The 23,603-nt window shown below is 48.9% G+C and carries 10 protein-coding genes, 9 tRNA genes and 6 rRNA genes; all 25 read right to left on the bottom strand.

Going from position 1 to position 23,603, the window contains the following annotated elements:
* Nucleotides 1-22 precede the first annotated feature (22 nt).
* The 25 genes from gltX to CEF21_RS02080 all read right to left on the bottom strand — a co-directional run bounded on the left by gltX (nucleotide 23) and on the right by CEF21_RS02080 (nucleotide 23,284).
* The gene (gltX, locus tag CEF21_RS02200) at nucleotides 23-1,477 is read right to left on the bottom strand and encodes a glutamate--tRNA ligase (RefSeq protein WP_123913203.1); all 1,455 of its coding nucleotides are present in this window, start codon (nucleotides 1,475-1,477) and stop codon (nucleotides 23-25) included.
* Nucleotides 1,478-1,562: 85 nt separating this feature from the next.
* On the bottom strand, nucleotides 1,563-2,039 hold the full coding sequence (gene ispF / locus CEF21_RS02195) for a 2-C-methyl-D-erythritol 2,4-cyclodiphosphate synthase (RefSeq protein WP_123913202.1): 477 nt from the start codon (nucleotides 2,037-2,039) through the stop codon (nucleotides 1,563-1,565).
* Nucleotides 2,040-2,041: 2 nt separating this feature from the next.
* Entirely contained in the window at nucleotides 2,042-2,728 is a 687-nt protein-coding gene (gene ispD / locus CEF21_RS02190; RefSeq protein ID WP_123913201.1) for a 2-C-methyl-D-erythritol 4-phosphate cytidylyltransferase, read from the bottom strand.
* 15 nt (nucleotides 2,729-2,743) lie between these two features.
* On the bottom strand, nucleotides 2,744-3,844 hold the full coding sequence (locus CEF21_RS02185) for a PIN/TRAM domain-containing protein (protein WP_123913200.1): 1,101 nt from the start codon (nucleotides 3,842-3,844) through the stop codon (nucleotides 2,744-2,746).
* Nucleotides 3,845-4,007: 163 nt separating this feature from the next.
* Nucleotides 4,008-5,075 (bottom strand): DNA integrity scanning diadenylate cyclase DisA, encoded by a 1,068-nt coding sequence (gene disA / locus CEF21_RS02180; protein WP_123913199.1) that lies wholly within the window; start codon nucleotides 5,073-5,075, stop codon nucleotides 4,008-4,010.
* A gap of 5 nt (nucleotides 5,076-5,080) precedes the next feature.
* Nucleotides 5,081-6,463 carry a DNA repair protein RadA gene (gene radA, locus CEF21_RS02175; protein ID WP_123913198.1) on the bottom strand — a complete coding sequence of 461 codons (1,383 nt, stop codon included), beginning with the start codon at nucleotides 6,461-6,463 and terminating at the stop codon, nucleotides 5,081-5,083.
* Between the two features lie 93 nt (nucleotides 6,464-6,556).
* On the bottom strand, nucleotides 6,557-8,995 hold the full coding sequence (clpC, locus tag CEF21_RS02170; RefSeq protein WP_123913197.1) for an ATP-dependent protease ATP-binding subunit ClpC: 2,439 nt from the start codon (nucleotides 8,993-8,995) through the stop codon (nucleotides 6,557-6,559).
* 5 nt (nucleotides 8,996-9,000) lie between these two features.
* Complete coding sequence (mcsB, locus tag CEF21_RS02165) at nucleotides 9,001-10,074, bottom strand: protein-arginine kinase McsB (protein ID WP_123913196.1); 1,074 nt, start codon at nucleotides 10,072-10,074, stop codon at nucleotides 9,001-9,003.
* Nucleotides 10,075-10,077: 3 nt separating this feature from the next.
* On the bottom strand, nucleotides 10,078-10,629 hold the full coding sequence (mcsA, locus tag CEF21_RS02160) for a protein-arginine kinase activator protein McsA (protein WP_123913195.1): 552 nt from the start codon (nucleotides 10,627-10,629) through the stop codon (nucleotides 10,078-10,080).
* 21 nt (nucleotides 10,630-10,650) lie between these two features.
* A complete protein-coding gene (locus CEF21_RS02155; RefSeq protein WP_481747617.1) occupies nucleotides 10,651-11,115 on the bottom strand; it encodes a CtsR family transcriptional regulator in 465 nt (154 codons plus the stop codon).
* 1,365 nt (nucleotides 11,116-12,480) lie between these two features.
* Nucleotides 12,481-12,596: ribosomal RNA gene (gene rrf / locus CEF21_RS02150) — 5S ribosomal RNA — on the bottom strand.
* A gap of 75 nt (nucleotides 12,597-12,671) precedes the next feature.
* Nucleotides 12,672-15,599, bottom strand: a 23S ribosomal RNA gene (locus CEF21_RS02145).
* A 242-nt stretch (nucleotides 15,600-15,841) separates the two neighbouring features.
* A 16S ribosomal RNA gene (locus tag CEF21_RS02140) occupies nucleotides 15,842-17,380 on the bottom strand.
* Between the two features lie 79 nt (nucleotides 17,381-17,459).
* A tRNA-Ala gene (locus CEF21_RS02135) sits at nucleotides 17,460-17,535 on the bottom strand.
* 10 nt (nucleotides 17,536-17,545) lie between these two features.
* Nucleotides 17,546-17,622 (bottom strand) — tRNA-Pro (locus CEF21_RS02130).
* A gap of 26 nt (nucleotides 17,623-17,648) precedes the next feature.
* Nucleotides 17,649-17,725: transfer RNA gene (locus CEF21_RS02125), tRNA-Arg, on the bottom strand.
* A gap of 18 nt (nucleotides 17,726-17,743) precedes the next feature.
* Nucleotides 17,744-17,829: transfer RNA gene (locus tag CEF21_RS02120), tRNA-Leu, on the bottom strand.
* A gap of 10 nt (nucleotides 17,830-17,839) precedes the next feature.
* Nucleotides 17,840-17,914: transfer RNA gene (locus tag CEF21_RS02115), tRNA-Gly, on the bottom strand.
* A gap of 10 nt (nucleotides 17,915-17,924) precedes the next feature.
* Nucleotides 17,925-18,006, bottom strand: a tRNA-Leu gene (locus tag CEF21_RS02110).
* 13 nt (nucleotides 18,007-18,019) lie between these two features.
* Nucleotides 18,020-18,095 (bottom strand) — tRNA-Lys (locus CEF21_RS02105).
* Between the two features lie 36 nt (nucleotides 18,096-18,131).
* Nucleotides 18,132-18,207 (bottom strand) — tRNA-Thr (locus CEF21_RS02100).
* 3 nt (nucleotides 18,208-18,210) lie between these two features.
* Nucleotides 18,211-18,286: transfer RNA gene (locus tag CEF21_RS02095), tRNA-Val, on the bottom strand.
* A 38-nt stretch (nucleotides 18,287-18,324) separates the two neighbouring features.
* Nucleotides 18,325-18,440, bottom strand: a 5S ribosomal RNA gene (gene rrf / locus CEF21_RS02090).
* Between the two features lie 135 nt (nucleotides 18,441-18,575).
* Nucleotides 18,576-21,503, bottom strand: a 23S ribosomal RNA gene (locus CEF21_RS02085).
* Between the two features lie 242 nt (nucleotides 21,504-21,745).
* Nucleotides 21,746-23,284, bottom strand: a 16S ribosomal RNA gene (locus tag CEF21_RS02080).
* The 16S, 23S and 5S rRNA genes sit together here with 9 tRNA genes alongside, the layout of an rRNA operon.
* Nucleotides 23,285-23,603 lie beyond the last annotated feature (319 nt).

Genomic DNA, 23,603 nt, shown 5'->3' with positions numbered 1-23,603 from the left:
ATATTATATTTTATTCAAAATGTTAACGCATTAAACTCGCAACACGGGATAAAACTTTTTCTTTGCCGATCAGCTCGATGGATTGAGGAAGCTCAGGACCATGAGTCTGGCCGGTTACCGCTACGCGGATTGGCATAAACAATTTCTTCCCTTTATGCCCTGTTGCTTTTTGCACTGCTTTGATGGAGGCCTTGATTTCATCGGCAGCAAAGGTTTCAAGCTTCTCCAGCTCCTCTTTGAACGCCGCCATTACTTCCGGCACCTGCTCTTCATCCAGAACGCTTCTCGCTTCTCTGTTGTAGTCGATGTCCGTTTTAAAGAATAGGTCGGAAAGCTCTACGATTTCAGCCCCGAAGCTCATTTGTTCCTGATAAAGGGCAATGAGCTTTTTCGCCCAGTCCAGCTCTTCAGCAGACGGGTTCTCACTTACTTTGCCTGCCTTTACAAGGTGAGGCAGAGCAAGTTCAGTGACTTTTTCCAGATCAAGCTGCTTCATGTACTGGTTGTTCATCCACGTCAGTTTCTGAGTGTCAAAAACAGCTGGTGATACAGAAAGGCGGTTGGGATCAAAGATTTCCGTGAACTGCTCGCGGGAGAAAATCTCCTCTTCGCCTACAGGAGACCATCCAAGCATCGCAATAAAGTTGAAAAGCGCTTCCGGCAGATAGCCAAGATCCTTGTATTGCTCGATAAACTGAATGATGGATTCATCCCGCTTGCTCAGCTTTTTGCGGCTTTCGTTCACAATCAATGTCATATGGCCGAAAACCGGTACATCCCAGCCAAGTGCTTCATAGATCATGATTTGTTTAGGTGTATTGGAAATATGATCGTCCCCGCGGAGAATATGCGAGATCTTCATCAAGTGATCATCAGCCGCCACCGCGAAGTTATACGTTGGGGTTCCATCTTTTTTTACAATAACAAAATCGCCGATTCCATCGGATTCAAATGACACTTCTTCTTTAACAATATCATTGAATGTAATAACCTGTCCCTGAGGCACGCGGAAGCGGATGCTTGGTTTGCGGCCTTCTGCCTCAAGCTTTGCACGCTCCTCGTCCGTAAGGTTTGAGCATTTCCCGGAGTAGCGGGGCATTTCGCCGCGAGCCGTTTGCTCCTCGCGCTCCTGCTCGAGTTCTTCTTCTGTACAATAACATTTATACGCAAGGTTTTGATCTAGAAGCTCTTCATAGTACTTCTTGTAAATGTCTGTTCGTTCAGATTGGCGGTAAGGACCGTATTCACCGCCTACATCGATGCTTTCGTCCCAATCCATGCCAAGCCATTTCAAGTGCTTCAGCTGGCTTTCTTCCCCGCCTTCAATATTGCGCTTTTTATCCGTATCTTCAATCCGGATAATAAATTTCCCGTTCTGGCTTCTTGCAAAAAGATAGTTGAACAGAGCGGTTCTGGCGTTTCCAATATGTAAATGTCCGGTTGGACTTGGTGCATAGCGCACGCGAATTTCACTCATTTGATTAACCTCCGTAAATCCCTTATTGTTTTTCACAACAATCTATAGATATCTTATCACTATTTGGAAGGCCGCACAAAGCGGATTATTCCTTTATAAGGAGGACGGCTGCCTGAGCCGCAATTCCTTCCTGTCTTCCGGCGAATCCAAGTTTTTCTGTAGTCGTCGCCTTCACGTTCACCTGCGCTGCTTCAGCTTCCAGAAGAAACGCAATTCTCTCCTGCATCCGGCCGATATACGGGGCCATCTTCGGCTTCTGTGCAATAATGGTGCAGTCAATATTCCCTAATTTATAGCCTTTCTCCTTCACAATCTTCCATACATGCTGAAGAAGTTTTGCGGAGTCCGCATCTTTATATTCAGGATCTGTATCAGGGAAGTGTCTGCCAATATCTCCTTCGCCGATTGCCCCGAGCACAGCGTCTGCCACAGTATGAAGAAGAACATCCGCATCCGAATGCCCAAGCAATCCTTTCTCATAAGGAATTTCGATCCCTCCGATAATAAGAGGCCGTCCTTCTGTCAGCTGATGAACGTCAAATCCTTGACCAATTCTAATCATTCTTATTCTTCCCCTTTTCTTTGTTTAAGTATGGCATCTGCTATTAACAGATCTTCCGGTGTTGTCAGTTTTAAATTCGCATAGGTACCTGTGATGACATGCACCTTTTGGCCGAGTCTTTCAATCAGGCTGGCATCATCGGTTCCCTGATAATGATCCCGTTCGGCAGCATCATGGGCATGAAGGATGGCAGAAAGACGAAAAGCCTGTGGGGTCTGCACCGCCCACAAGCTTGATCGTTCCACTGTTTCCAGCACTTCTCCATGCTCCACTCTTTTTATCGTATCCTTTACCGGCACGGCAAGAGTTGCTGCACCTTCACGTTCAGCTGCCGCTGCAAGGTCCTGCAAAACGGGATACTCAATAAAAGGGCGCGCCCCGTCATGAATGAAGACAATGGGCTCTGAAGCATACTTCAGTCCATTGTATACACTCTCCTGACGCTCAGCGCCTCCGCTTGCTATTTTTTTCACTTTAGAGAAGGAAAAGCGCTGGATCATATTCATGAATTCGCCGCGCTCTGCCTCATTAATGACGAGGATGATTCCGGAGCAGGCAGGATCTTCTTCGAATACGGCAAGCGTATGGGCAATGACCGGCTTGCCTTCAAGCTCGATAAACTGCTTATTCATTCCCGCATTCATCCGTTTCCCCTGCCCCGCTGCCGGGATGACGACTTCATAGTTCATGTTGTTTCTCCTTATTTAGAGCGCCTTTTCAAGCAGCTTTGGTTTGGCAAATATCATTCTTCCCGCAGAAGTCTGCAGAACAGATGTTACAAGCACATCAATATGCTTGCCAATGTAATTGCGTCCATCTTCTACAACAATCATGGTGCCGTCATCCAAATACGCAACACCCTGATTATGCTCTTTCCCGTCTTTAATGACCTGGACCTTCATTTCCTCGCCCGGAAGAACGACCGGCTTAACGGCATTTGCCAGATCATTAATATTGAGGACGGCTACTTTCTGAAGCTCGCATACTTTATTTAAGTTGAAATCATTCGTGACCACAACCCCTGAAGTCAATTTTGCCAGCTTCACAAGTTTGCTGTCCACTTCCTGAATCTCATCAAAATCGCCTTCATAAATTTCCACTTTAATGGCGAGTTCCTTTTGGATGCGGTTTAAAATATCCAGGCCTCTCCGACCGCGGTTTCGTTTCAGCACATCCGATGAATCGGCTATATGCTGGAGCTCGCCCAGGACGAACTGAGGGATTACAATCGTGCCCTCAAGAAAGCCGGTTTGACAGATATCCGCAATCCTTCCGTCAATAATGACGCTTGTATCAAGGATTTTGAGTTTTTTCTCTTCGTACTCGGCCTCATCTTCTGCGCTTCCCTTTTTCTTATTAATGCGGGCGGGCAATGAGAAAAGACCAATCAGTTCATCCTTCTTTTTAAACCCGACCTGAAATCCGAGATAGCCTAACAGCAGCGTCAGAAAGACAGGAATAATCAGGCTGAACACTTGATACGGAATATCTTTAAACGGAATAACATTAACAAGAAGAAAAGCAATTATGAGTCCAAAAACCAATCCGAGACTTCCGAAAAGTACATCTGTTACCGGAGCTTTTACAAGGGACTCTTCCCACTTCTTAATCCAATTTACAGCGTAATCCACGAGCCAGAATGTCGCCAGGAAAAAAATGACGGCCCCTAATATTGCGAGTGTATACGTTGTATTTAAAAAAGGTATGTCCTGTAGATTCATAAGTTTCAGTAAAGCGGGCATAAAAAAGATTCCCAGTACTCCTCCTGTAATCAGAAAGAAGATTTGAACGATTCGCTTTAACATACCTTCACCTCCTTTTAACCATTATAAACAGATTATAAGAATTAAAACGTACAGCCATTATATTTTCAAAATTTGTAATCAGAATGAAAATAGACTGACATTTTGAATGCTGAATAACATACATAACAGAAAAGGAATACCCTTTTCCGCAAAAAATGAAACGTCACCGGTCAATCAGAGACTGCTGCTGCATCCTTTTCATGCCCTCTTTAATTTTTCTTGCCCTGATCTCCCCGATTCCTTCCACCTCATCCAATTGTTCTACGGATGCGTGAAAGATAAGTTTCAGGTTCAGAAACTTTGTCACAAGATTGTCAATAATGGACGGGGGCAGCCGCTTAATCTTGCTTAGGATTCTATACCCCCTTGGCAAAATCTGCTCCTCTGTATTCGTGTAATGGGGATGCCCGAGCAGTTTAAACAAAACCGTGTCTTCAAGCAAATCAAAGTTAGCAAGATCCTGCAGCTGCTTCAATATAGCACGCGCGTCCTGAACCCGGTTTAAACTATAATCCTTTATCAAGAGCATCGTTTCCCCTTCAATATCTGTCACAAGCTCACTCATCTGAAGCCGGATCAGCCTTCCCTCTGTTCCTAGCTCATTCACATACGTAATAATTTCGTTTTTAATCCGGAGCACCATTTCAATCCGGTGGAGAACATGAAGGACTTCGCCGTATGTGACGAGCTCTTCAAATTCCAGTGCGTTTAAGTTCGCAATGGACTGGTCAAAGACCGTTTTATATTTTTCAAGAGTCTGTATAGCCTGATTGGCTTTGACCAAAATAACCCCTATGTCTCTCAAAGAATATTTGTGCTCTCCATGATACAGAGTAATCACATTTCTGCGCTGGGAGATGGCAATGACCAGGCACCCTGTCTGCTTCGCTACTCTTTCCGCCGTTCTGTGCCTCATCCCTGTTTCGGACGAAGGAATCGACGGATCCGGGACAAGCTGGGCGTTGGCAAATAAAATTTTCTGCCCGGAGTCGCTTAAAATAATGGCGCCGTCCATCTTCGCAAGCTCATAAAGATGGGCCGGAGAAAATGGAGAATGGATATAAAATCCCCCATCAACAATATCTTTCACTTTTTCGTTGTATCCGAGCACAATCAGCCCGCCCGTTTTGGCTCTCAGTACGTTTTCAATGCCTTCACGAATCGGTGTGCCCGGTGCGATAAATCGCAGGATGTCTTTTAAGTATCTCGCAGATTTCTGTTTATCCAGCATGGTGCTTATCCCCCCAGTGAATGCTGCAAGGCTTCCGATACATTTTTTACACCAATGATCTTAATATCAGCCGGTGCCGTCCACCCGCCAATATTCGCTTCAGGCAAAATCACCCGTTTGAAGCCGAGTTTTGCAGCTTCCTGAACTCTTTGCTCAATTCTTGATACTCTTCGAACCTCACCTGTTAAACCCACCTCGCCAATGATGATATCCATCGGATTAGTTGGCACATCCCGGAAGCTCGATGCGATGCTGACCGCAATGGCGAGATCAATCGCCGGTTCATCCAGCTTGACGCCCCCCGCTACTTTTAAATAGGCATCCTGATTTTGAAGCAGAAGTCCCACGCGTTTTTCCAGTACAGCCATTAAAAGCGGGACGCGATTATGATCAATCCCTGTTGCCATCCGCCTCGGGTTCCCAAAACTGGTCGGCGATATTAATGCTTGTATTTCGACGAGAACCGGCCTTGTTCCTTCCATCGAAGCCACAACGGTGGAACCGGCAGCACCTTTTGAGCGCTCTTCGAGAAAAATTTCTGAAGGATTCAGCACCTCGGCCAGACCGGCCTCCTTCATCTCAAAAATCCCCATTTCATTTGTTGATCCGAAGCGGTTTTTTACGGCCCGGAGAATCCGGTATGTATGATGGCGTTCCCCTTCAAAGTACAGTACGGCATCCACCATATGCTCCAAAAGACGCGGACCTGCAATGGAGCCTTCCTTCGTTACGTGCCCTACGATGAAAATGGCAATTCCCTTCGTTTTGGCTATTCTCATTAGTTCCGCGGTACACTCCCTTACCTGGGAGACGCTTCCGGGTGCTGAAGTAATGTCACTCTGGTAAACAGTCTGAATGGAATCTATGACGACCAGTGACGGCTGTGCTTCATCGATGGCTTTTGTAATAAACTCCATATCGGTTTCGGCAAGAACCAGCAGCTCATCCGATTTAACGTCCAGTCTATCCGCTCTGAGCTTCGTTTGTTTAACCGACTCCTCGCCGGAAATGTAGAGCACCCTGTTCCCTAAGTCCGCAAGCTGCGACGACACCTGCAAAAGCAAGGTCGACTTTCCGATACCCGGATCTCCGCCAATCAGGACAAGGGACCCTTTTACAATCCCATTTCCGAGAACACGATTCAGTTCTTTCATTTTCGTCATAATCCGGGGCTCCGCGGTTGTTTCGATTTTGGTAATGGGGGAAGGCTTTTGTGCGGTTTGGGCAGAATGCTGGAATGAGGTTCGTCTTGATCCAGTCCCTGTTCCGGTTTTAAATGTTTCCTCGTTCATCGTATTCCATGCACCGCATCCCGGACATTTCCCCATCCATTTCGCCGATTCATATCCGCATGACTGGCACATAAATTTAGTCTTTGTCTTTGCCATGTTCCAACCTCTCTTTTCCCTGCTGAAAGGAAGCTTTTTAAAAAGAAGAAAGCGAGGCATACGGAATCGAATGTATGCCTCTGCTTCTAATGGTTATTGATTTAGTTTTTCCGCCTGCTTCACGACAAAATCGCTGTTTTCGACATCGAGTGTGATGTTTTGGCCTTTCTCGATATTGCCTTTCAGCAGTTCTTCAGACAAGCGGTCTTCTACATGCTTCTGAATTGCCCTGCGGAGAGGCCGTGCACCATACTCAAGGTCAACGCCTTCCTCTGTGATTTTGTCAATTGCAGCATCTGTCAGAGTGAGAGACAAGTCCAGTTCAGCCAGACGCTTTGTAAGCTGTCCGGACATAAGCGTCACAATCTCTTTCAGATGTTTCTTCTCAAGCGAATGGAAGACAATGATTTCGTCGATCCGGTTAATGAACTCGGGACGGAACGCTTTCTTCAATTCGTCCATGACTTTGCCTTTCATATCCTTATAATTCTGATTTTCATCCTGAACATTAAAGCCTACGTACTTATTGCGCTTCAGCTCACTTGCTCCCACGTTGGATGTCATAATGAGGATCGTATTTCTAAAGTCAACCGTTCTTCCTTTGGAGTCGGTCAAACGGCCATCCTCAAGAACCTGGAGAAGGATATTGAACACATCCGGGTGTGCTTTTTCAATTTCGTCAAGCAGAACCACGGAATATGGTTTGCGTCTAACCTTCTCTGTGAGCTGGCCGCCTTCTTCATAGCCAACATATCCCGGAGGAGAACCCACTAAACGGGACGTTGAATGTTTTTCCATATACTCAGACATATCGATGCGGATCATCGCATCCTCGTCACCAAAAATGGATTCAGCCAGAGCGCGGGCAAGTTCTGTTTTCCCTACACCTGTTGGTCCAAGGAAGACAAACGATCCAATCGGACGTTTCGGGTCCTTAAGACCTGCTCTTGCTCTTCTTACTGCTTTCGCTACAGCTACTACCGCTTCATCCTGACCGATTACGCGGGAATGAAGAAGCTCCTCCATGTTCAGAAGCTTATCCGTCTCGGTCTGTGCTAGACGCGATACAGGAACTCCTGTCCAGTTGGATACAACCATCGCAATATCTTCTACCGTTACTTCTGTATTTTCCTGACCTTGTTTTTCTTTCCACGTCTTCTTCGTTTCGTCCAGCTGTTCGCGGAGTCTTTGCTCTGTATCCCTTAGAGATGCCGCCTTTTCAAACTCCTGGCTTTGAACCGCCGCATCTTTTTCCTTCCTTACTTCTTCAAGCTTAACTTCAAGCTCCTTCAGGTTGGGAGGAGTAGTGAACGAACGCAGCCTTACTTTTGATCCTGCTTCGTCGATAAGATCAATCGCCTTATCCGGAAGGAAACGGTCTGAGATATAGCGGTCTGAAAGCTTAACAGCCGCATCAATCGCTGCGTCTGTGATCGAAACACGGTGATGTGCCTCATAGCGGTCGCGAAGCCCGCTAAGAATCTGAATGCTTTCAGCTACTGTCGGCTCATCTACTGTAATCGGCTGGAAACGTCTTTCAAGGGCTGCATCTTTTTCAATATATTTACGGTATTCATCAAGAGTCGTAGCACCGATGCATTGAAGCTCGCCGCGGGCTAAGGAAGGCTTCAGAATGTTGGATGCATCGATCGCTCCTTCTGCTCCGCCTGCACCGATCAATGTATGCAGTTCATCAATGAACAGAATGATATTCCCTGCCTGACGGATTTCATCCATCACTTTTTTCAGACGGTCCTCAAACTCACCGCGGTATTTCGTTCCGGCAACAACCGTACCCATATCAAGCGTCATGACCCGTTTATCCCGAAGGATTTCCGGCACTTCGTTTTGGACGATTTGCTGGGCAAGCCCCTCAGCAATGGCTGTTTTACCTACACCCGGCTCCCCGATAAGAACCGGATTGTTTTTCGTTCTGCGGCTCAATACCTCAATGACACGCTGTATCTCTTTTCCGCGTCCGATTACAGGATCCAGGCTGCCTTCGCGGGCAATGACCGTTAGATCGCGCGCAAGGCTGTCTAATGTAGGCGTATTGGCGTTAGCCATGCCTCCGCCCTGATGGCCGGAAGAAGATTCATTGCTTCCGAGCAGCTGAAGAACCTGCTGCCTTGCTTTATTTAAACTTACTCCAAGATTATTAAGTACACGTGCTGCAACGCCTTCCCCTTCGCGAATCAAGCCAAGCAGAATGTGTTCTGTTCCCACATAGGAATGACCCAGTTTACGCGCTTCATCCATTGAAAGTTCGATTACTTTCTTTGCACGGGGTGTATAGTGGATGGTCTGTGAGATATCCTGCCCTCTTCCAATCAAGCTTTCCACTTCTTTTTGGATCTTCTCTGAACCAAGTCCAAGGGCGTTCAGCGCTTTTGCAGCAATTCCCTCTCCTTCGCGTACAAGACCAAGAAGGATATGTTCTGTTCCAATATTATTATGTCCCAGTCTGACGGCTTCTTCTTGAGCCAGTGCCAGTACTTTTTGCGCTCTCTCTGTAAATCTGCCGAACATCATACCTATCAGCCTCCATCTATCTCCATTTTTAAGCGTTCACGAATTAGTGCAGCTCTGCGTATATCCCTCTCCTCCGGGTTCAGCGCTTCTCCCGAATACACCTGAAGAAAGCCCGGCTGAGTCAAAATCATCAATTCATTTAATATATTTCTGGAAACGTTTTGTATCAGTCCTAAATCAATTCCCAGTCTGACATCTGATAAACATTGCGCCGTTTCTTTTGATTCGATAATCCGGCTGTTTGATAAAACTCCGTATGACCTGTAAATCCGGTCCTCAAGCAGGATTTTCTTTGTGCTTAATACCGCTTCTCTGGCGGACCGTTCCTGGGCAATCAATTGCTGTACAACACTGAGAAGATCTTCGGCAATATCCTCTTCTGACTTGCCAAGAGTGATCTGGTTTGAAATTTGAAACAGATTACCTAAAGCTTCGCTGCCTTCCCCGTAAATTCCTCTAACAACCAGACCAAGCTGGTTAATTGCCGGCACAATCCGGTTCATTTGCTTTGTTAAAGCAAGAGCGGGAAGATGCATCATGACGGATGCTCTCATTCCCGTCCCTACATTGGTGGGACAGCTTGTCAGATATCCTCTATTCTCATCAAACGCATAATCAATCTCGTTTTCTATCCAGTCATCCAGCTTGCCTGCCACTTCAAGAGCCTCTCTGACTTGAAGACCCGGGAATAAACATTGTATTCGAATGTGGTCCTCTTCATTCACCATGATGCTGACTTCCTCATTTACGGAAAGCAGGCAGCCTGCGTAGGAGGAATGGTCGGCAAGACTTGGACTGATCAAATGCTTTTCAACAAGCACCCTTTTCTGTACAGGTTCCAATTCGCTCATCTTCAGCAGGACAAATGATCCGATATCGGGGAAAGACTGCTCTGAGAAACGCTCTTCAAACATCGAGAGAATTTGCTGAAATTCTTCCTCTGATGCCAGTGTCGGAAAACGGAACTGTTCAATATTCCGCGCCAGCCTGACTCTGCTGCTCAGAACGATGTCTGAGTCCGGTCCTTCCTGACTCATCCAGGCACTCATTGCATTGTTCATAAAATCCTGCAATGACATAACTTAAGCTTCCTCCCCTCGATCAGAATTCATTTCTCTGACAATATCTTTGATTTCATCTCTGAGTTCCGCCGCTTTTTCAAACTCTTCCTGGGCAATGTGATGCTGCATTTGTTTTTTCAGTTCTTCCATTCTTTTTTGGAGATGAATACTTCCTCCAATGCGCTTCGGAATTTTGCCTCCATGAACAGTGTTGCCGCTGTGAACTTTTCTTAAAATAGGTGTTATTTCACTTTTGAAAGTCCGATAGCAGTCAGGGCATCCGAATCTGCCTGCCTTGCCGAATTCCCTGAAGGTCATACGGCAGCGCGGACACTGGAGAACTTCTTCTGACCGGTACATGGAGGATGTATCCGACTTGCCGAGCTTCGTTTCAAAATTAAGCAGTCCTGATAAAAGGGAGTTAATTGAAAAACCTCCATCACTTCCAAATACCATCATATTACTATTCTCTTTCGCACAATGTTCGCAAATATGAACTTCTGCTTTTTCACCATTAATTACTTTCGTAAAGTGAAACGTAGCCGGTCTTTCATGGCATTCCTGACAAATCAATGAGGATCACCCGCCTTACCTTTATTTATATTTAAGGGACGTCAGCATTGCTTTCAGCATTCTGGATCTTAATTCATCTCTTAAAGGCAGATCCACATAAAGCACGGAGCGATCCATTACACTCAGCATAATTTTAGCCTCACGGGCTGAAATAACCTGCTCTGCTGCGAGTCTCATAATAATATCTTCTGCAGAAGCCTGCGGTATCCGGTCACCTGCAAGGTCTAAAATTTGATCCAGAAGGTGGGCATCATCGTTTGATTGAACTTTGATAATGCGAATGTAGCCGCCTCCGCCCCGCTTGCTTTCCACCACATAACCCCGTTCAGCCGTGAATCGTGTATTAATAACATAGTTAATTTGAGAGGGTACACACTGGAACTTATCGGCAATCTCGCTTCTCTTCAGCTCGACGATCTCTTCTTCACTCATATCGAGAACCTGCTTCAAATACTGCTCGATAATATCCGAAATGTTTCTCATCAAGCCTCCTCCTCACTTGACTTTGACTATATTTGACTAATATAAATATATGACTTTCCTGCTTTTTTTTCAACTATTTCATTTGAGGAGCATCCCGTTATGAATCTCAATCATTCCTTTTCGAGCCAGCCGGTTCTCTTTCAGCAGGGCCGCAATCGTATATGCTCATTTTATACACGGCCAAGTTTTTGTGATCATCACCCTGTTCTATTCCAGATGACTTTCTTTGCGTTTACCTTTCTATTCATCATTTCCCTTTCCTGCTTTTTATTAAAACCCTATTGCACCTAATTCACCTTATGAAAATATCATTCCAGGCAAAATAGCAGGCGGCACCAATTCTCCCCTTCCCAGTTCCTGTCACATCACGCCAGCTGTTAAAACGATGCTGTAGCCTGGAAGAATCAAATTGACTGCCATGTACTTACACCAATAAATAAATGAGTGCGAAAACTTTCTGGTGCCCTGTTACATTGCTTTCTGTGCTGAAGCGGTGGAAATAACAGCCGTAAAATCATTCTGTCCATGATCATTCTTCAAATAGGATAATATCCATCATGTTCTCCATTAATCATCAGCTTCAAACTTTCAATACGAAAAATCATTCCAATGTCACACTGTTTTTTGCGGAAACTCTATAACCTTAAGAACGATGCGATTGGGGTTTGCTGCTAAGGTTTTATACTGGAGATCCGGATACGGTGCGAGGTTTTTGGAATTCCGCGGATGAAGACATGTACGTAAGGGGGCTGATTTTCGGAGGGAGATGGACAGGGAGGGTATAACTGCGGATCAGGGTTTTTCTTTGATTTCTAACAGCCCATTTTGCGCATTTCGAGATAAAATCAATTGGACCTGATCAGTTTGGTGCCTTATAACAGCAGCTGGCATGCTATGACAAAACAAGTATCGGCTTTTTTTAGATATCGACGATTATTTCGATTTATCGACGATTATTTCGATTTATCGACGATTTTTTGGGATATATCGGCGGTTTTTAAAATATATCGACGAAAAGGAGACTGATATCGATTTTTCGGGAGGATTTGACGCATCGAGCTACCAGTTGAGTAAACAGTTATTCCATTCGCAGGGGATTTATTATCGAAACAGGCCGATTTATTATCGAAAATCTTCATATATTCTCGAAAATGCCCCATTTATTATCGAAACCCTAAAAATCGACATGATCAGCAGCAGGATTACGGTCTAACCGTATCGAGTATTCGCCTTACCGCATCCTTCTCCTATCCCAGGGGTATCCTTTAAAAAGCCCACAAAGACCAACCCGAATCGAGTATCCATTGTATCTTCCGCACCGAAACACAAAAAAGGCCCGCCCCAAGGGGCAAGCCTTTTTTTTCTTGTACCTGGCAATGTCCTACTCTCACAGGGGGAAACCCCCAACTACCATCGGCGCTAAAGAGCTTAACTTCCGTGTTCGGTATGGGAACGGGTGTGACCTCTTTGCCATAATTACCAGATATAAGGTTGAAAGATTGCTCTTTCAAAACTAGATAACGATGTGCTTCACGAGTATTAGAAGCCTTACTTGAATAAAGGTTAAGTCCTCGACCGATTAGTATTCGTCAGCTGCACGTGTCGCCACGCTTCCACCTCGAACCTATCAACCTGATCATCTTTCAGGGGTCTTACTCAAATGATGGGAAATCTCATCTTGAGGGGGGCTTCATGCTTAGATGCTTTCAGCACTTATCCCGTCCGCACATAGCTACCCAGCGATGCCTTTGGCAAGACAACTGGTACACCAGCGGTGCGTCCATCCCGGTCCTCTCGTACTAAGGACAGCTCCTCTCAAATTTCCTGCGCCCGCGACGGATAGGGACCGAACTGTCTCACGACGTTCTGAACCCAGCTCGCGTACCGCTTTAATGGGCGAACAGCCCAACCCTTGGGACCGACTACAGCCCCAGGATGCGATGAGCCGACATCGAGGTGCCAAACCTCCCCGTCGATGTGGACTCTTGGGGGAGATAAGCCTGTTATCCCCGGGGTAGCTTTTATCCGTTGAGCGATGGCCCTTCCATGCGGAACCACCGGATCACTAAGCCCGACTTTCGTCCCTGCTCGACTTGTAGGTCTCGCAGTCAAGCTCCCTTGTGCCTTTACACTCTGCGAATGATTTCCAACCATTCTGAGGGAACCTTTGGGCGCCTCCGTTACATTTTAGGAGGCGACCGCCCCAGTCAAACTGCCCGCCTGACACTGTCTCCCGGCCCGATCAGGGCCGCGGGTTAGAAGTTCAACACAGCCAGGGTAGTATCCCACCGATGCCTCCACCGAAGCTGGCGCTCCGGTTTCCAAGGCTCCTACCTATCCTGTACAAGCTGTGCCAAAATTCAATATCAGGCTGCAGTAAAGCTCCACGGGGTCTTTCCGTCCTGTCGCGGGTAACCTGCATCTTCACAGGTACTATAATTTCACCGAGTCTCTCGTTGAGACAGTGCCCAGATCGTTACGCCTTTCGTGCGGGTCGGAACTTACCCGACAAGGAATTTCGCTACCTTAGGACCGTTATAGTTACGGCCGCCGTTTACTGGGGCTTCAATTCAAAGCTTCGCTTGCGCTAACCTCTCCTCTTAACCTTCCAGCACCGGGCAGGCGTCAGCCCCTATACTTCGCCTTGCGGCTTCGCAGAGACCTGTGTTTTTGCTAAACAGTCGCCTGGGCCTATTCACTGCGGCTCTTCAAGGCTATTCACCCTAAAGAGCACCCCTTCTCCCGAAGTTACGGGGTCATTTTGCCGAGTTCCTTAACGAGAGTTCTCTCGATCACCTTAGGATTCTCTCCTCGCCTACCTGTGTCGGTTTGCGGTACGGGCACCATTTTCCTCGCTAGAAGCTTTTCTAGGCAGTGTGGAATCAGGAACTTCGGTACTTAATTTCCCTCGCCATCACAGCTCAGCCTTAACCAAGGGACGGATTTGCCTATCCCTTGAGCCTACCTGCTTGGACGCGCATATCCAACAGCGCGCTTACCCTATCCTCCTGCGTCCCTCCATTGCTCAAACGGAAAAGAGGTGGTACAGGAATCTCAACCTGTTGTCCATCGCCTACGCCTTTCGGCCTCGGCTTAGGTCCCGACTAACCCTGAGCGGACGAGCCTTCCTCAGGAAACCTTAGGCATTCGGTGGAGGGGATTCTCACCCCTCTTTCGCTACTCATACCGGCATTCTCACTTCTAAGCGCTCCACCAGTCCTTCCGGTCTGGCTTCACAGCCCTTAGAACGCTCTCCTACCACTGTTCTGAAAGAACAGTCCACAGCTTCGGTGATCCGTTTAGCCCCGGTACATTTTCGGCGCAGGGTCACTCGACCAGTGAGCTATTACGCACTCTTTAAATGGTGGCTGCTTCTAAGCCAACATCCTGGTTGTCTAAGCAACCCCACATCCTTTTCCACTTAACGGATACTTGGGGACCTTAGCTGGTGGTCTGGGCTGTTTCCCTTTTGACTACGGATCTTATCACTCGCAGTCTGACTCCCATAGATAAGTCTTTGGCATTCGGAGTTTGACTGAATTCGGTAACCCGATGAGGGCCCCTAGTCCAATCAGTGCTCTACCTCCAAGACTCTTGCTATGAGGCTAGCCCTAAAGCTATTTCGGAGAGAACCAGCTATCTCCAGGTTCGATTGGAATTTCTCCGCTACCCACACCTCATCCCCGCACTTTTCAACGTGCGTGGGTTCGGGCCTCCATTCAGTGTTACCTGAACTTCACCCTGGACATGGGTAGATCACCTGGTTTCGGGTCTACGACCACGTACTCATTCGCCCTATTCAGACTCGCTTTCGCTGCGGCTCCGTCTCTTCAACTTAACCTTGCACGTAATCGTAACTCGCCGGTTCATTCTACAAAAGGCACGCCATCACCCGTTAACGGGCTCTGACTACTTGTAGGCACACGGTTTCAGGATCTGTTTCACTCCCCTTCCGGGGTGCTTTTCACCTTTCCCTCACGGTACTGGTTCACTATCGGTCACTAGGGAGTATTTAGCCTTGGGAGATGGTCCTCCCGGATTCCGACGGGATTTCTCGTGTCCCGCCGTACTCAGGATCCACTCAGGAGGGAACGAAGTTTCGATTACAGGGCTGTTACCTTCTCTGGCGGGCCTTTCCAGACCGCTTCGCCTACCCCGTTCCTTTGTAACTCCGTGTTGAGTGTCCTACAACCCCAGAAGGCAAGCCTTCTGGTTTGGGCTGATCCCGTTTCGCTCGCCGCTACTCAGGGAATCGCATTTGCTTTCTCTTCCTCCGGGTACTTAGATGTTTCAGTTCCCCGGGTATGCCTTCCAGACTCTATGTATTCAAGTCAGGATGCTGCTCCATTACGAGCAGCGGGTTTCCCCATTCGGAAATCTCCGGATCAACGCTTACTTACAGCTCCCCGAAGCATATCGGTGTTCGTACCGTCCTTCATCGGCTCCTAGTGCCAAGGCATCCACCGTGCGCCCTTTCTAACTTAACCTGATAACGGAGTTATCTTCGTTAGAAGCTGAAAACAGATGTCTTCAGACTTTTCATTTCATTCTGCGATAGACGCAGAAGAAAATCGTAAGGTTCTTTCTTACTCGTGTGAATGTTTGACATTCATATCGTTATCTAGTTTTCAAAGAACAAGTTAAGAGAGAATGATCTCTCAAAACTAAACAAATTCGAAGTGCGTCCGTTAATCGCTGCACCGCATGGGTGCTGATAATTCTTCCTTAGAAAGGAGGTGATCCAGCCGCACCTTCCGATACGGCTACCTTGTTACGACTTCACCCCAATCATCTGCCCCACCTTAGGCGGCTGGCTCCCTTACGGGTTACCCCACCGACTTCGGGTGTTGCAAACTCTCGTGGTGTGACGGGCGGTGTGTACAAGGCCCGGGAACGTATTCACCGCGGCATGCTGATCCGCGATTACTAGCGATTCCGGCTTCATGCAGGCGAGTTGCAGCCTGCAATCCGAACTGAGAATGGTTTTATGGGATTCGCTGAACCTCGCGGTTTCGCTGCCCTTTGTACCATCCATTGTAGCACGTGTGTAGCCCAGGTCATAAGGGGCATGATGATTTGACGTCATCCCCACCTTCCTCCGGTTTGTCACCGGCAGTCACCTTAGAGTGCCCAACTGAATGCTGGCAACTAAGATCAAGGGTTGCGCTCGTTGCGGGACTTAACCCAACATCTCACGACACGAGCTGACGACAACCATGCACCACCTGTCACTCTGTCCCCCGAAGGGGAACCTTCTATCTCTAGAAGTGGCAGAGGATGTCAAGACCTGGTAAGGTTCTTCGCGTTGCTTCGAATTAAACCACATGCTCCACCGCTTGTGCGGGCCCCCGTCAATTCCTTTGAGTTTCAGTCTTGCGACCGTACTCCCCAGGCGGAGTGCTTAATGCGTTAGCTGCAGCACTAAAGGGCGGAAACCCTCTAACACTTAGCACTCATCGTTTACGGCGTGGACTACCAGGGTATCTAATCCTGTTCGCTCCCCACGCTTTCGCGCCTCAGCGTCAGTTACAGACCAGAGAGTCGCCTTCGCCACTGGTGTTCCTCCACATCTCTACGCATTTCACCGCTACACGTGGAATTCCACTCTCCTCTTCTGCACTCAAGTCCTCCAGTTTCCAATGACCCTCCCCGGTTGAGCCGGGGGCTTTCACATCAGACTTAAAAGACCGCCTGCGCGCGCTTTACGCCCAATAATTCCGGACAACGCTTGCCACCTACGTATTACCGCGGCTGCTGGCACGTAGTTAGCCGTGGCTTTCTGGTTAGGTACCGTCAAGGCGCGGGCAGTGACTCCCGCACTTGTTCTTCCCTAACAACAGAGCTTTACGATCCGAAAACCTTCATCACTCACGCGGCGTTGCTCCGTCAGACTTTCGTCCATTGCGGAAGATTCCCTACTGCTGCCTCCCGTAGGAGTCTGGGCCGTGTCTCAGTCCCAGTGTGGCCGATCACCCTCTCAGGTCGGCTACGCATCGTCGCCTTGGTGAGCCATTACCTCACCAACTAGCTAATGCGCCGCGGGCCCATCTGTAAGTGACAGCATAACCGTCTTTCAATTCCGAACCATGCGGTTCGAAAGGTTATCCGGTATTAGCTCCGGTTTCCCGGAGTTATCCCAGTCTTACAGGCAGGTTGCCCACGTGTTACTCACCCGTCCGCCGCTGATCTCCGAAGAGATCCGCTCGACTTGCATGTATTAGGCACGCCGCCAGCGTTCGTCCTGAGCCAGGATCAAACTCTCCAAAAAGTAGTTTGACTAGCTCTTGTTTGTTGCTCTAGAATTAACGTTGGCACTTCGATTTGTTTAGTTTTCAAAGATCATATATTGGTGGAGCCTAGCGGGATCGAACCGCTGACCTCCTGCGTGCAAGGCAGGCGCTCTCCCAGCTGAGCTAAGGCCCCAATGTATAGATGGTCGGGAAGACAGGATTCGAACCTGCGACCCCTTGGTCCCAAACCAAGTGCTCTACCAAGCTGAGCTACTTCCCGAACCTTAATTGAGTATAATAAAATTATGGCGCGCCCGAGAGGAGTCGAACCCCTAACCTTTTGATCCGTAGTCAAACGCTCTATCCAATTGAGCTACGGGCGCATATTAAGTTCTCTCAAGTGCCGAGGACCGGGATCGAACCGGTACGGTAGTCACCTACCGCAGGATTTTAAGTCCTGTGCGTCTGCCAATTCCGCCACCCCGGCGTTATGGGATTGGAGCGGAAGACGGGATTCGAACCCGCGACCCCCACCTTGGCAAGGTGGTGTTCTACCACTGAACTACTTCCGCAAAATTAAGATGCGGGTGAAGGGAGTCGAACCCCCACGCCCGAAGGCGCTAGATCCTAAGTCTAGTGCGTCTGCCAGTTCCGCCACACCCGCATATTAAATTAAATGGTGAGCCATGAAGGACTCGAACCTTCGACCCTCTGATTAAAAGTCAGATGCTCTACCGACTGAGCTAATGGCTCTTTGTTGAATTCCCTTGAGCATACGGCCAAAGAAAATGGTGCCGGCAAGAGGACTTGAACCCCCAACCTACTGATTACAAGTCAGTTGCTCTACCAATTGAGCTACACCGGCAAGTGGTGGAGGATGACGGGATCGAACCGCCGACCCTCTGCTTGTAAGGCAGATGCTCTCCCAGCTGAGCTAATCCTCCGAAGTTAAAGCTGTCAAAGCTTTAACACATATGTATACGCCTGGCGGCGTCCTACTCTCACAGGGGGAAACCCCCAACTACCATCGGCGCTAAAGAGCTTAACTTCCGTGTTCGGTATGGGAACGGGTGTGACCTCTTTGCCATAGTCACCAGACATATTTCTTAAAAAAGCGACAAGATTTATTATACCTCTTTTCCGAAGAAAAGCAAGATATTTTTTTATCTTTTTTTGCTCTTTCAAAACTAGATAACGATGTGCTTCACGAGTAATGGAAGCCTTACTTGAATAAAGGTTAAGTCCTCGACCGATTAGTATTCGTCAGCTGCACGTGTCGCCACGCTTCCACCTCGAACCTATCAACCTGATCATCTTTCAGGGGTCTTACTCAAATGATGGGAAATCTCATCTTGAGGGGGGCTTCATGCTTAGATGCTTTCAGCACTTATCCCGTCCGCACATAGCTACCCAGCGATGCCTTTGGCAAGACAACTGGTACACCAGCGGTGCGTCCATCCCGGTCCTCTCGTACTAAGGACAGCTCCTCTCAAATTTCCTGCGCCCGCGACGGATAGGGACCGAACTGTCTCACGACGTTCTGAACCCAGCTCGCGTACCGCTTTAATGGGCGAACAGCCCAACCCTTGGGACCGACTACAGCCCCAGGATGCGATGAGCCGACATCGAGGTGCCAAACCTCCCCGTCGATGTGGACTCTTGGGGGAGATAAGCCTGTTATCCCCGGGGTAGCTTTTATCCGTTGAGCGATGGCCCTTCCATGCGGAACCACCGGATCACTAAGCCCGACTTTCGTCCCTGCTCGACTTGTAGGTCTCGCAGTCAAGCTCCCTTGTGCCTTTACACTCTGCGAATGATTTCCAACCATTCTGAGGGAACCTTTGGGCGCCTCCGTTACATTTTAGGAGGCGACCGCCCCAGTCAAACTGCCCGCCTGACACTGTCTCCCGGCCCGATCAGGGCCGCGGGTTAGAAGTTCAACACAGCCAGGGTAGTATCCCACCGATGCCTCCACCGAAGCTGGCGCTCCGGTTTCCAAGGCTCCTACCTATCCTGTACAAGCTGTGCCAAAATTCAATATCAGGCTGCAGTAAAGCTCCACGGGGTCTTTCCGTCCTGTCGCGGGTAACCTGCATCTTCACAGGTACTATAATTTCACCGAGTCTCTCGTTGAGACAGTGCCCAGATCGTTACGCCTTTCGTGCGGGTCGGAACTTACCCGACAAGGAATTTCGCTACCTTAGGACCGTTATAGTTACGGCCGCCGTTTACTGGGGCTTCAATTCAAAGCTTCGCTTGCGCTAACCTCTCCTCTTAACCTTCCAGCACCGGGCAGGCGTCAGCCCCTATACTTCGCCTTGCGGCTTCGCAGAGACCTGTGTTTTTGCTAAACAGTCGCCTGGGCCTATTCACTGCGGCTCTTCAAGGCTATTCACCCTAAAGAGCACCCCTTCTCCCGAAGTTACGGGGTCATTTTGCCGAGTTCCTTAACGAGAGTTCTCTCGATCACCTTAGGATTCTCTCCTCGCCTACCTGTGTCGGTTTGCGGTACGGGCACCATTTTCCTCGCTAGAAGCTTTTCTAGGCAGTGTGGAATCAGGAACTTCGGTACTTCATTTCCCTCGCCATCACAGCTCAGCCTTAACCAAGGGACGGATTTGCCTATCCCTTGAGCCTACCTGCTTGGACGCGCATATCCAACAGCGCGCTTACCCTATCCTCCTGCGTCCCTCCATTGCTCAAACGGAAAAGAGGTGGTACAGGAATCTCAACCTGTTGTCCATCGCCTACGCCTTTCGGCCTCGGCTTAGGTCCCGACTAACCCTGAGCGGACGAGCCTTCCTCAGGAAACCTTAGGCATTCGGTGGAGGGGATTCTCACCCCTCTTTCGCTACTCATACCGGCATTCTCACTTCTAAGCGCTCCACCAGTCCTTCCGGTCTGGCTTCACAGCCCTTAGAACGCTCTCCTACCACTGTTCTGAAAGAACAGTCCACAGCTTCGGTGATCCGTTTAGCCCCGGTACATTTTCGGCGCAGGGTCACTCGACCAGTGAGCTATTACGCACTCTTTAAATGGTGGCTGCTTCTAAGCCAACATCCTGGTTGTCTAAGCAACCCCACATCCTTTTCCACTTAACGGATACTTGGGGACCTTAGCTGGTGGTCTGGGCTGTTTCCCTTTTGACTACGGATCTTATCACTCGCAGTCTGACTCCCATAGATAAGTCTTTGGCATTCGGAGTTTGACTGAATTCGGTAACCCGATGAGGGCCCCTAGTCCAATCAGTGCTCTACCTCCAAGACTCTTGCTATGAGGCTAGCCCTAAAGCTATTTCGGAGAGAACCAGCTATCTCCAGGTTCGATTGGAATTTCTCCGCTACCCACACCTCATCCCCGCACTTTTCAACGTGCGTGGGTTCGGGCCTCCATTCAGTGTTACCTGAACTTCACCCTGGACATGGGTAGATCACCTGGTTTCGGGTCTACGACCACGTACTCATTCGCCCTATTCAGACTCGCTTTCGCTGCGGCTCCGTCTCTTCAACTTAACCTTGCACGTAATCGTAACTCGCCGGTTCATTCTACAAAAGGCACGCCATCACCCGTTAACGGGCTCTGACTACTTGTAGGCACACGGTTTCAGGATCTGTTTCACTCCCCTTCCGGGGTGCTTTTCACCTTTCCCTCACGGTACTGGTTCACTATCGGTCACTAGGGAGTATTTAGCCTTGGGAGATGGTCCTCCCGGATTCCGACGGGATTTCTCGTGTCCCGCCGTACTCAGGATCCACTCAGGAGGGAACGAAGTTTCGATTACAGGGCTGTTACCTTCTCTGGCGGGCCTTTCCAGACCGCTTCGCCTACCCCGTTCCTTTGTAACTCCGTGTTGAGTGTCCTACAACCCCAGAAGGCAAGCCTTCTGGTTTGGGCTGATCCCGTTTCGCTCGCCGCTACTCAGGGAATCGCATTTGCTTTCTCTTCCTCCGGGTACTTAGATGTTTCAGTTCCCCGGGTATGCCTTCCAGACTCTATGTATTCAAGTCAGGATGCTGCTCCATTACGAGCAGCGGGTTTCCCCATTCGGAAATCTCCGGATCAACGCTTACTTACAGCTCCCCGAAGCATATCGGTGTTCGTACCGTCCTTCATCGGCTCCTAGTGCCAAGGCATCCACCGTGCGCCCTTTCTAACTTAACCTGATAACGGAGTTATCTTCGTTAGAAGCTGAAAACAGATGTCTTCAGACTTTTCATTTCATTCTGCGATAGACGCAGAAGAAAATCGTAAGGTTCTTTCTTACTCGTGTGAATGTTTGACATTCATATCGTTATCTAGTTTTCAAAGAACAAGTTAAGAGAGAATGATCTCTCAAAACTAAACAAATTCGAAGTGCGTCCGTTAATCGCTGCACCGCATGGGTGCTGATAATTCTTCCTTAGAAAGGAGGTGATCCAGCCGCACCTTCCGATACGGCTACCTTGTTACGACTTCACCCCAATCATCTGCCCCACCTTAGGCGGCTGGCTCCCTTACGGGTTACCCCACCGACTTCGGGTGTTGCAAACTCTCGTGGTGTGACGGGCGGTGTGTACAAGGCCCGGGAACGTATTCACCGCGGCATGCTGATCCGCGATTACTAGCGATTCCGGCTTCATGCAGGCGAGTTGCAGCCTGCAATCCGAACTGAGAATGGTTTTATGGGATTCGCTGAACCTCGCGGTTTCGCTGCCCTTTGTACCATCCATTGTAGCACGTGTGTAGCCCAGGTCATAAGGGGCATGATGATTTGACGTCATCCCCACCTTCCTCCGGTTTGTCACCGGCAGTCACCTTAGAGTGCCCAACTGAATGCTGGCAACTAAGATCAAGGGTTGCGCTCGTTGCGGGACTTAACCCAACATCTCACGACACGAGCTGACGACAACCATGCACCACCTGTCACTCTGTCCCCCGAAGGGGAACCTTCTATCTCTAGAAGTGGCAGAGGATGTCAAGACCTGGTAAGGTTCTTCGCGTTGCTTCGAATTAAACCACATGCTCCACCGCTTGTGCGGGCCCCCGTCAATTCCTTTGAGTTTCAGTCTTGCGACCGTACTCCCCAGGCGGAGTGCTTAATGCGTTAGCTGCAGCACTAAAGGGCGGAAACCCTCTAACACTTAGCACTCATCGTTTACGGCGTGGACTACCAGGGTATCTAATCCTGTTCGCTCCCCACGCTTTCGCGCCTCAGCGTCAGTTACAGACCAGAGAGTCGCCTTCGCCACTGGTGTTCCTCCACATCTCTACGCATTTCACCGCTACACGTGGAATTCCACTCTCCTCTTCTGCACTCAAGTCCTCCAGTTTCCAATGACCCTCCCCGGTTGAGCCGGGGGCTTTCACATCAGACTTAAAAGACCGCCTGCGCGCGCTTTACGCCCAATAATTCCGGACAACGCTTGCCACCTACGTATTACCGCGGCTGCTGGCACGTAGTTAGCCGTGGCTTTCTGGTTAGGTACCGTCAAGGCGCGGGCAGTGACTCCCGCACTTGTTCTTCCCTAACAACAGAGCTTTACGATCCGAAAACCTTCATCACTCACGCGGCGTTGCTCCGTCAGACTTTCGTCCATTGCGGAAGATTCCCTACTGCTGCCTCCCGTAGGAGTCTGGGCCGTGTCTCAGTCCCAGTGTGGCCGATCACCCTCTCAGGTCGGCTACGCATCGTCGCCTTGGTGAGCCATTACCTCACCAACTAGCTAATGCGCCGCGGGCCCATCTGTAAGTGACAGCATAACCGTCTTTCAATTCCGAACCATGCGGTTCGAAAGGTTATCCGGTATTAGCTCCGGTTTCCCGGAGTTATCCCAGTCTTACAGGCAGGTTGCCCACGTGTTACTCACCCGTCCGCCGCTGATCTCCGAAGAGATCCGCTCGACTTGCATGTATTAGGCACGCCGCCAGCGTTCGTCCTGAGCCAGGATCAAACTCTCCAAAAAGTAGTTTGACTAGCTCTTGTTTGTTACTCTAGAATTAACGTTGGCACTTCGATTTGTTTAGTTTTCAAAGATCATCTTGTAAAAGTGAAGCTTTATCATAATACCATCTAGCTTCTAGGCTGTCAATAACTTTTTTAAGTTATTTTCTGCTTCGCAACTGCTTTTTGCAGCAACGAATATTAATATACCACCCCGGACAGCCCAGCGCAATAGTTTTTTAAAAAAAGTTCTGTTAAACTTGGCTGTTGATTTCCTCTGCAGGCTCTGGCTTTCCGCAAAGCGGCGGTGAGTCTCCCCGCCGCTTTGCGCCTGGGGGCTC

It is taken from the genome of Bacillus sp. FJAT-42376 (genome assembly GCF_003816055.1).
GTDB lineage: Bacteria > Bacillota > Bacilli > Bacillales > Bacillaceae > Metabacillus_B.
This window is presented reverse-complemented; position numbering and strand designations above follow the sequence as displayed.

Excerpts from the sequence above, each read along its gene's own strand:
- disA (WP_123913199.1), bottom strand. The coding sequence starts at position 5,075 with ATGCTGGATAAACAGAAATCTGCGAGATACTTAAAAGACATCCTGCGA.
- gltX (WP_123913203.1), bottom strand. The coding sequence starts at position 1,477 with ATGAGTGAAATTCGCGTGCGCTATGCACCAAGTCCAACCGGACATTTA.
- CEF21_RS02185 (WP_123913200.1), bottom strand. The coding sequence starts at position 3,844 with ATGTTAAAGCGAATCGTTCAAATCTTCTTTCTGATTACAGGAGGAGTA.
- clpC (WP_123913197.1), bottom strand. The coding sequence starts at position 8,995 with ATGATGTTCGGCAGATTTACAGAGAGAGCGCAAAAAGTACTGGCACTG.
- radA (WP_123913198.1), bottom strand. The coding sequence starts at position 6,463 with ATGGCAAAGACAAAGACTAAATTTATGTGCCAGTCATGCGGATATGAA.
- mcsB (WP_123913196.1), bottom strand. The coding sequence starts at position 10,074 with ATGTCATTGCAGGATTTTATGAACAATGCAATGAGTGCCTGGATGAGT.
- ispD (WP_123913201.1), bottom strand. The coding sequence starts at position 2,728 with ATGAACTATGAAGTCGTCATCCCGGCAGCGGGGCAGGGGAAACGGATG.
- ispF (WP_123913202.1), bottom strand. The coding sequence starts at position 2,039 with ATGATTAGAATTGGTCAAGGATTTGACGTTCATCAGCTGACAGAAGGA.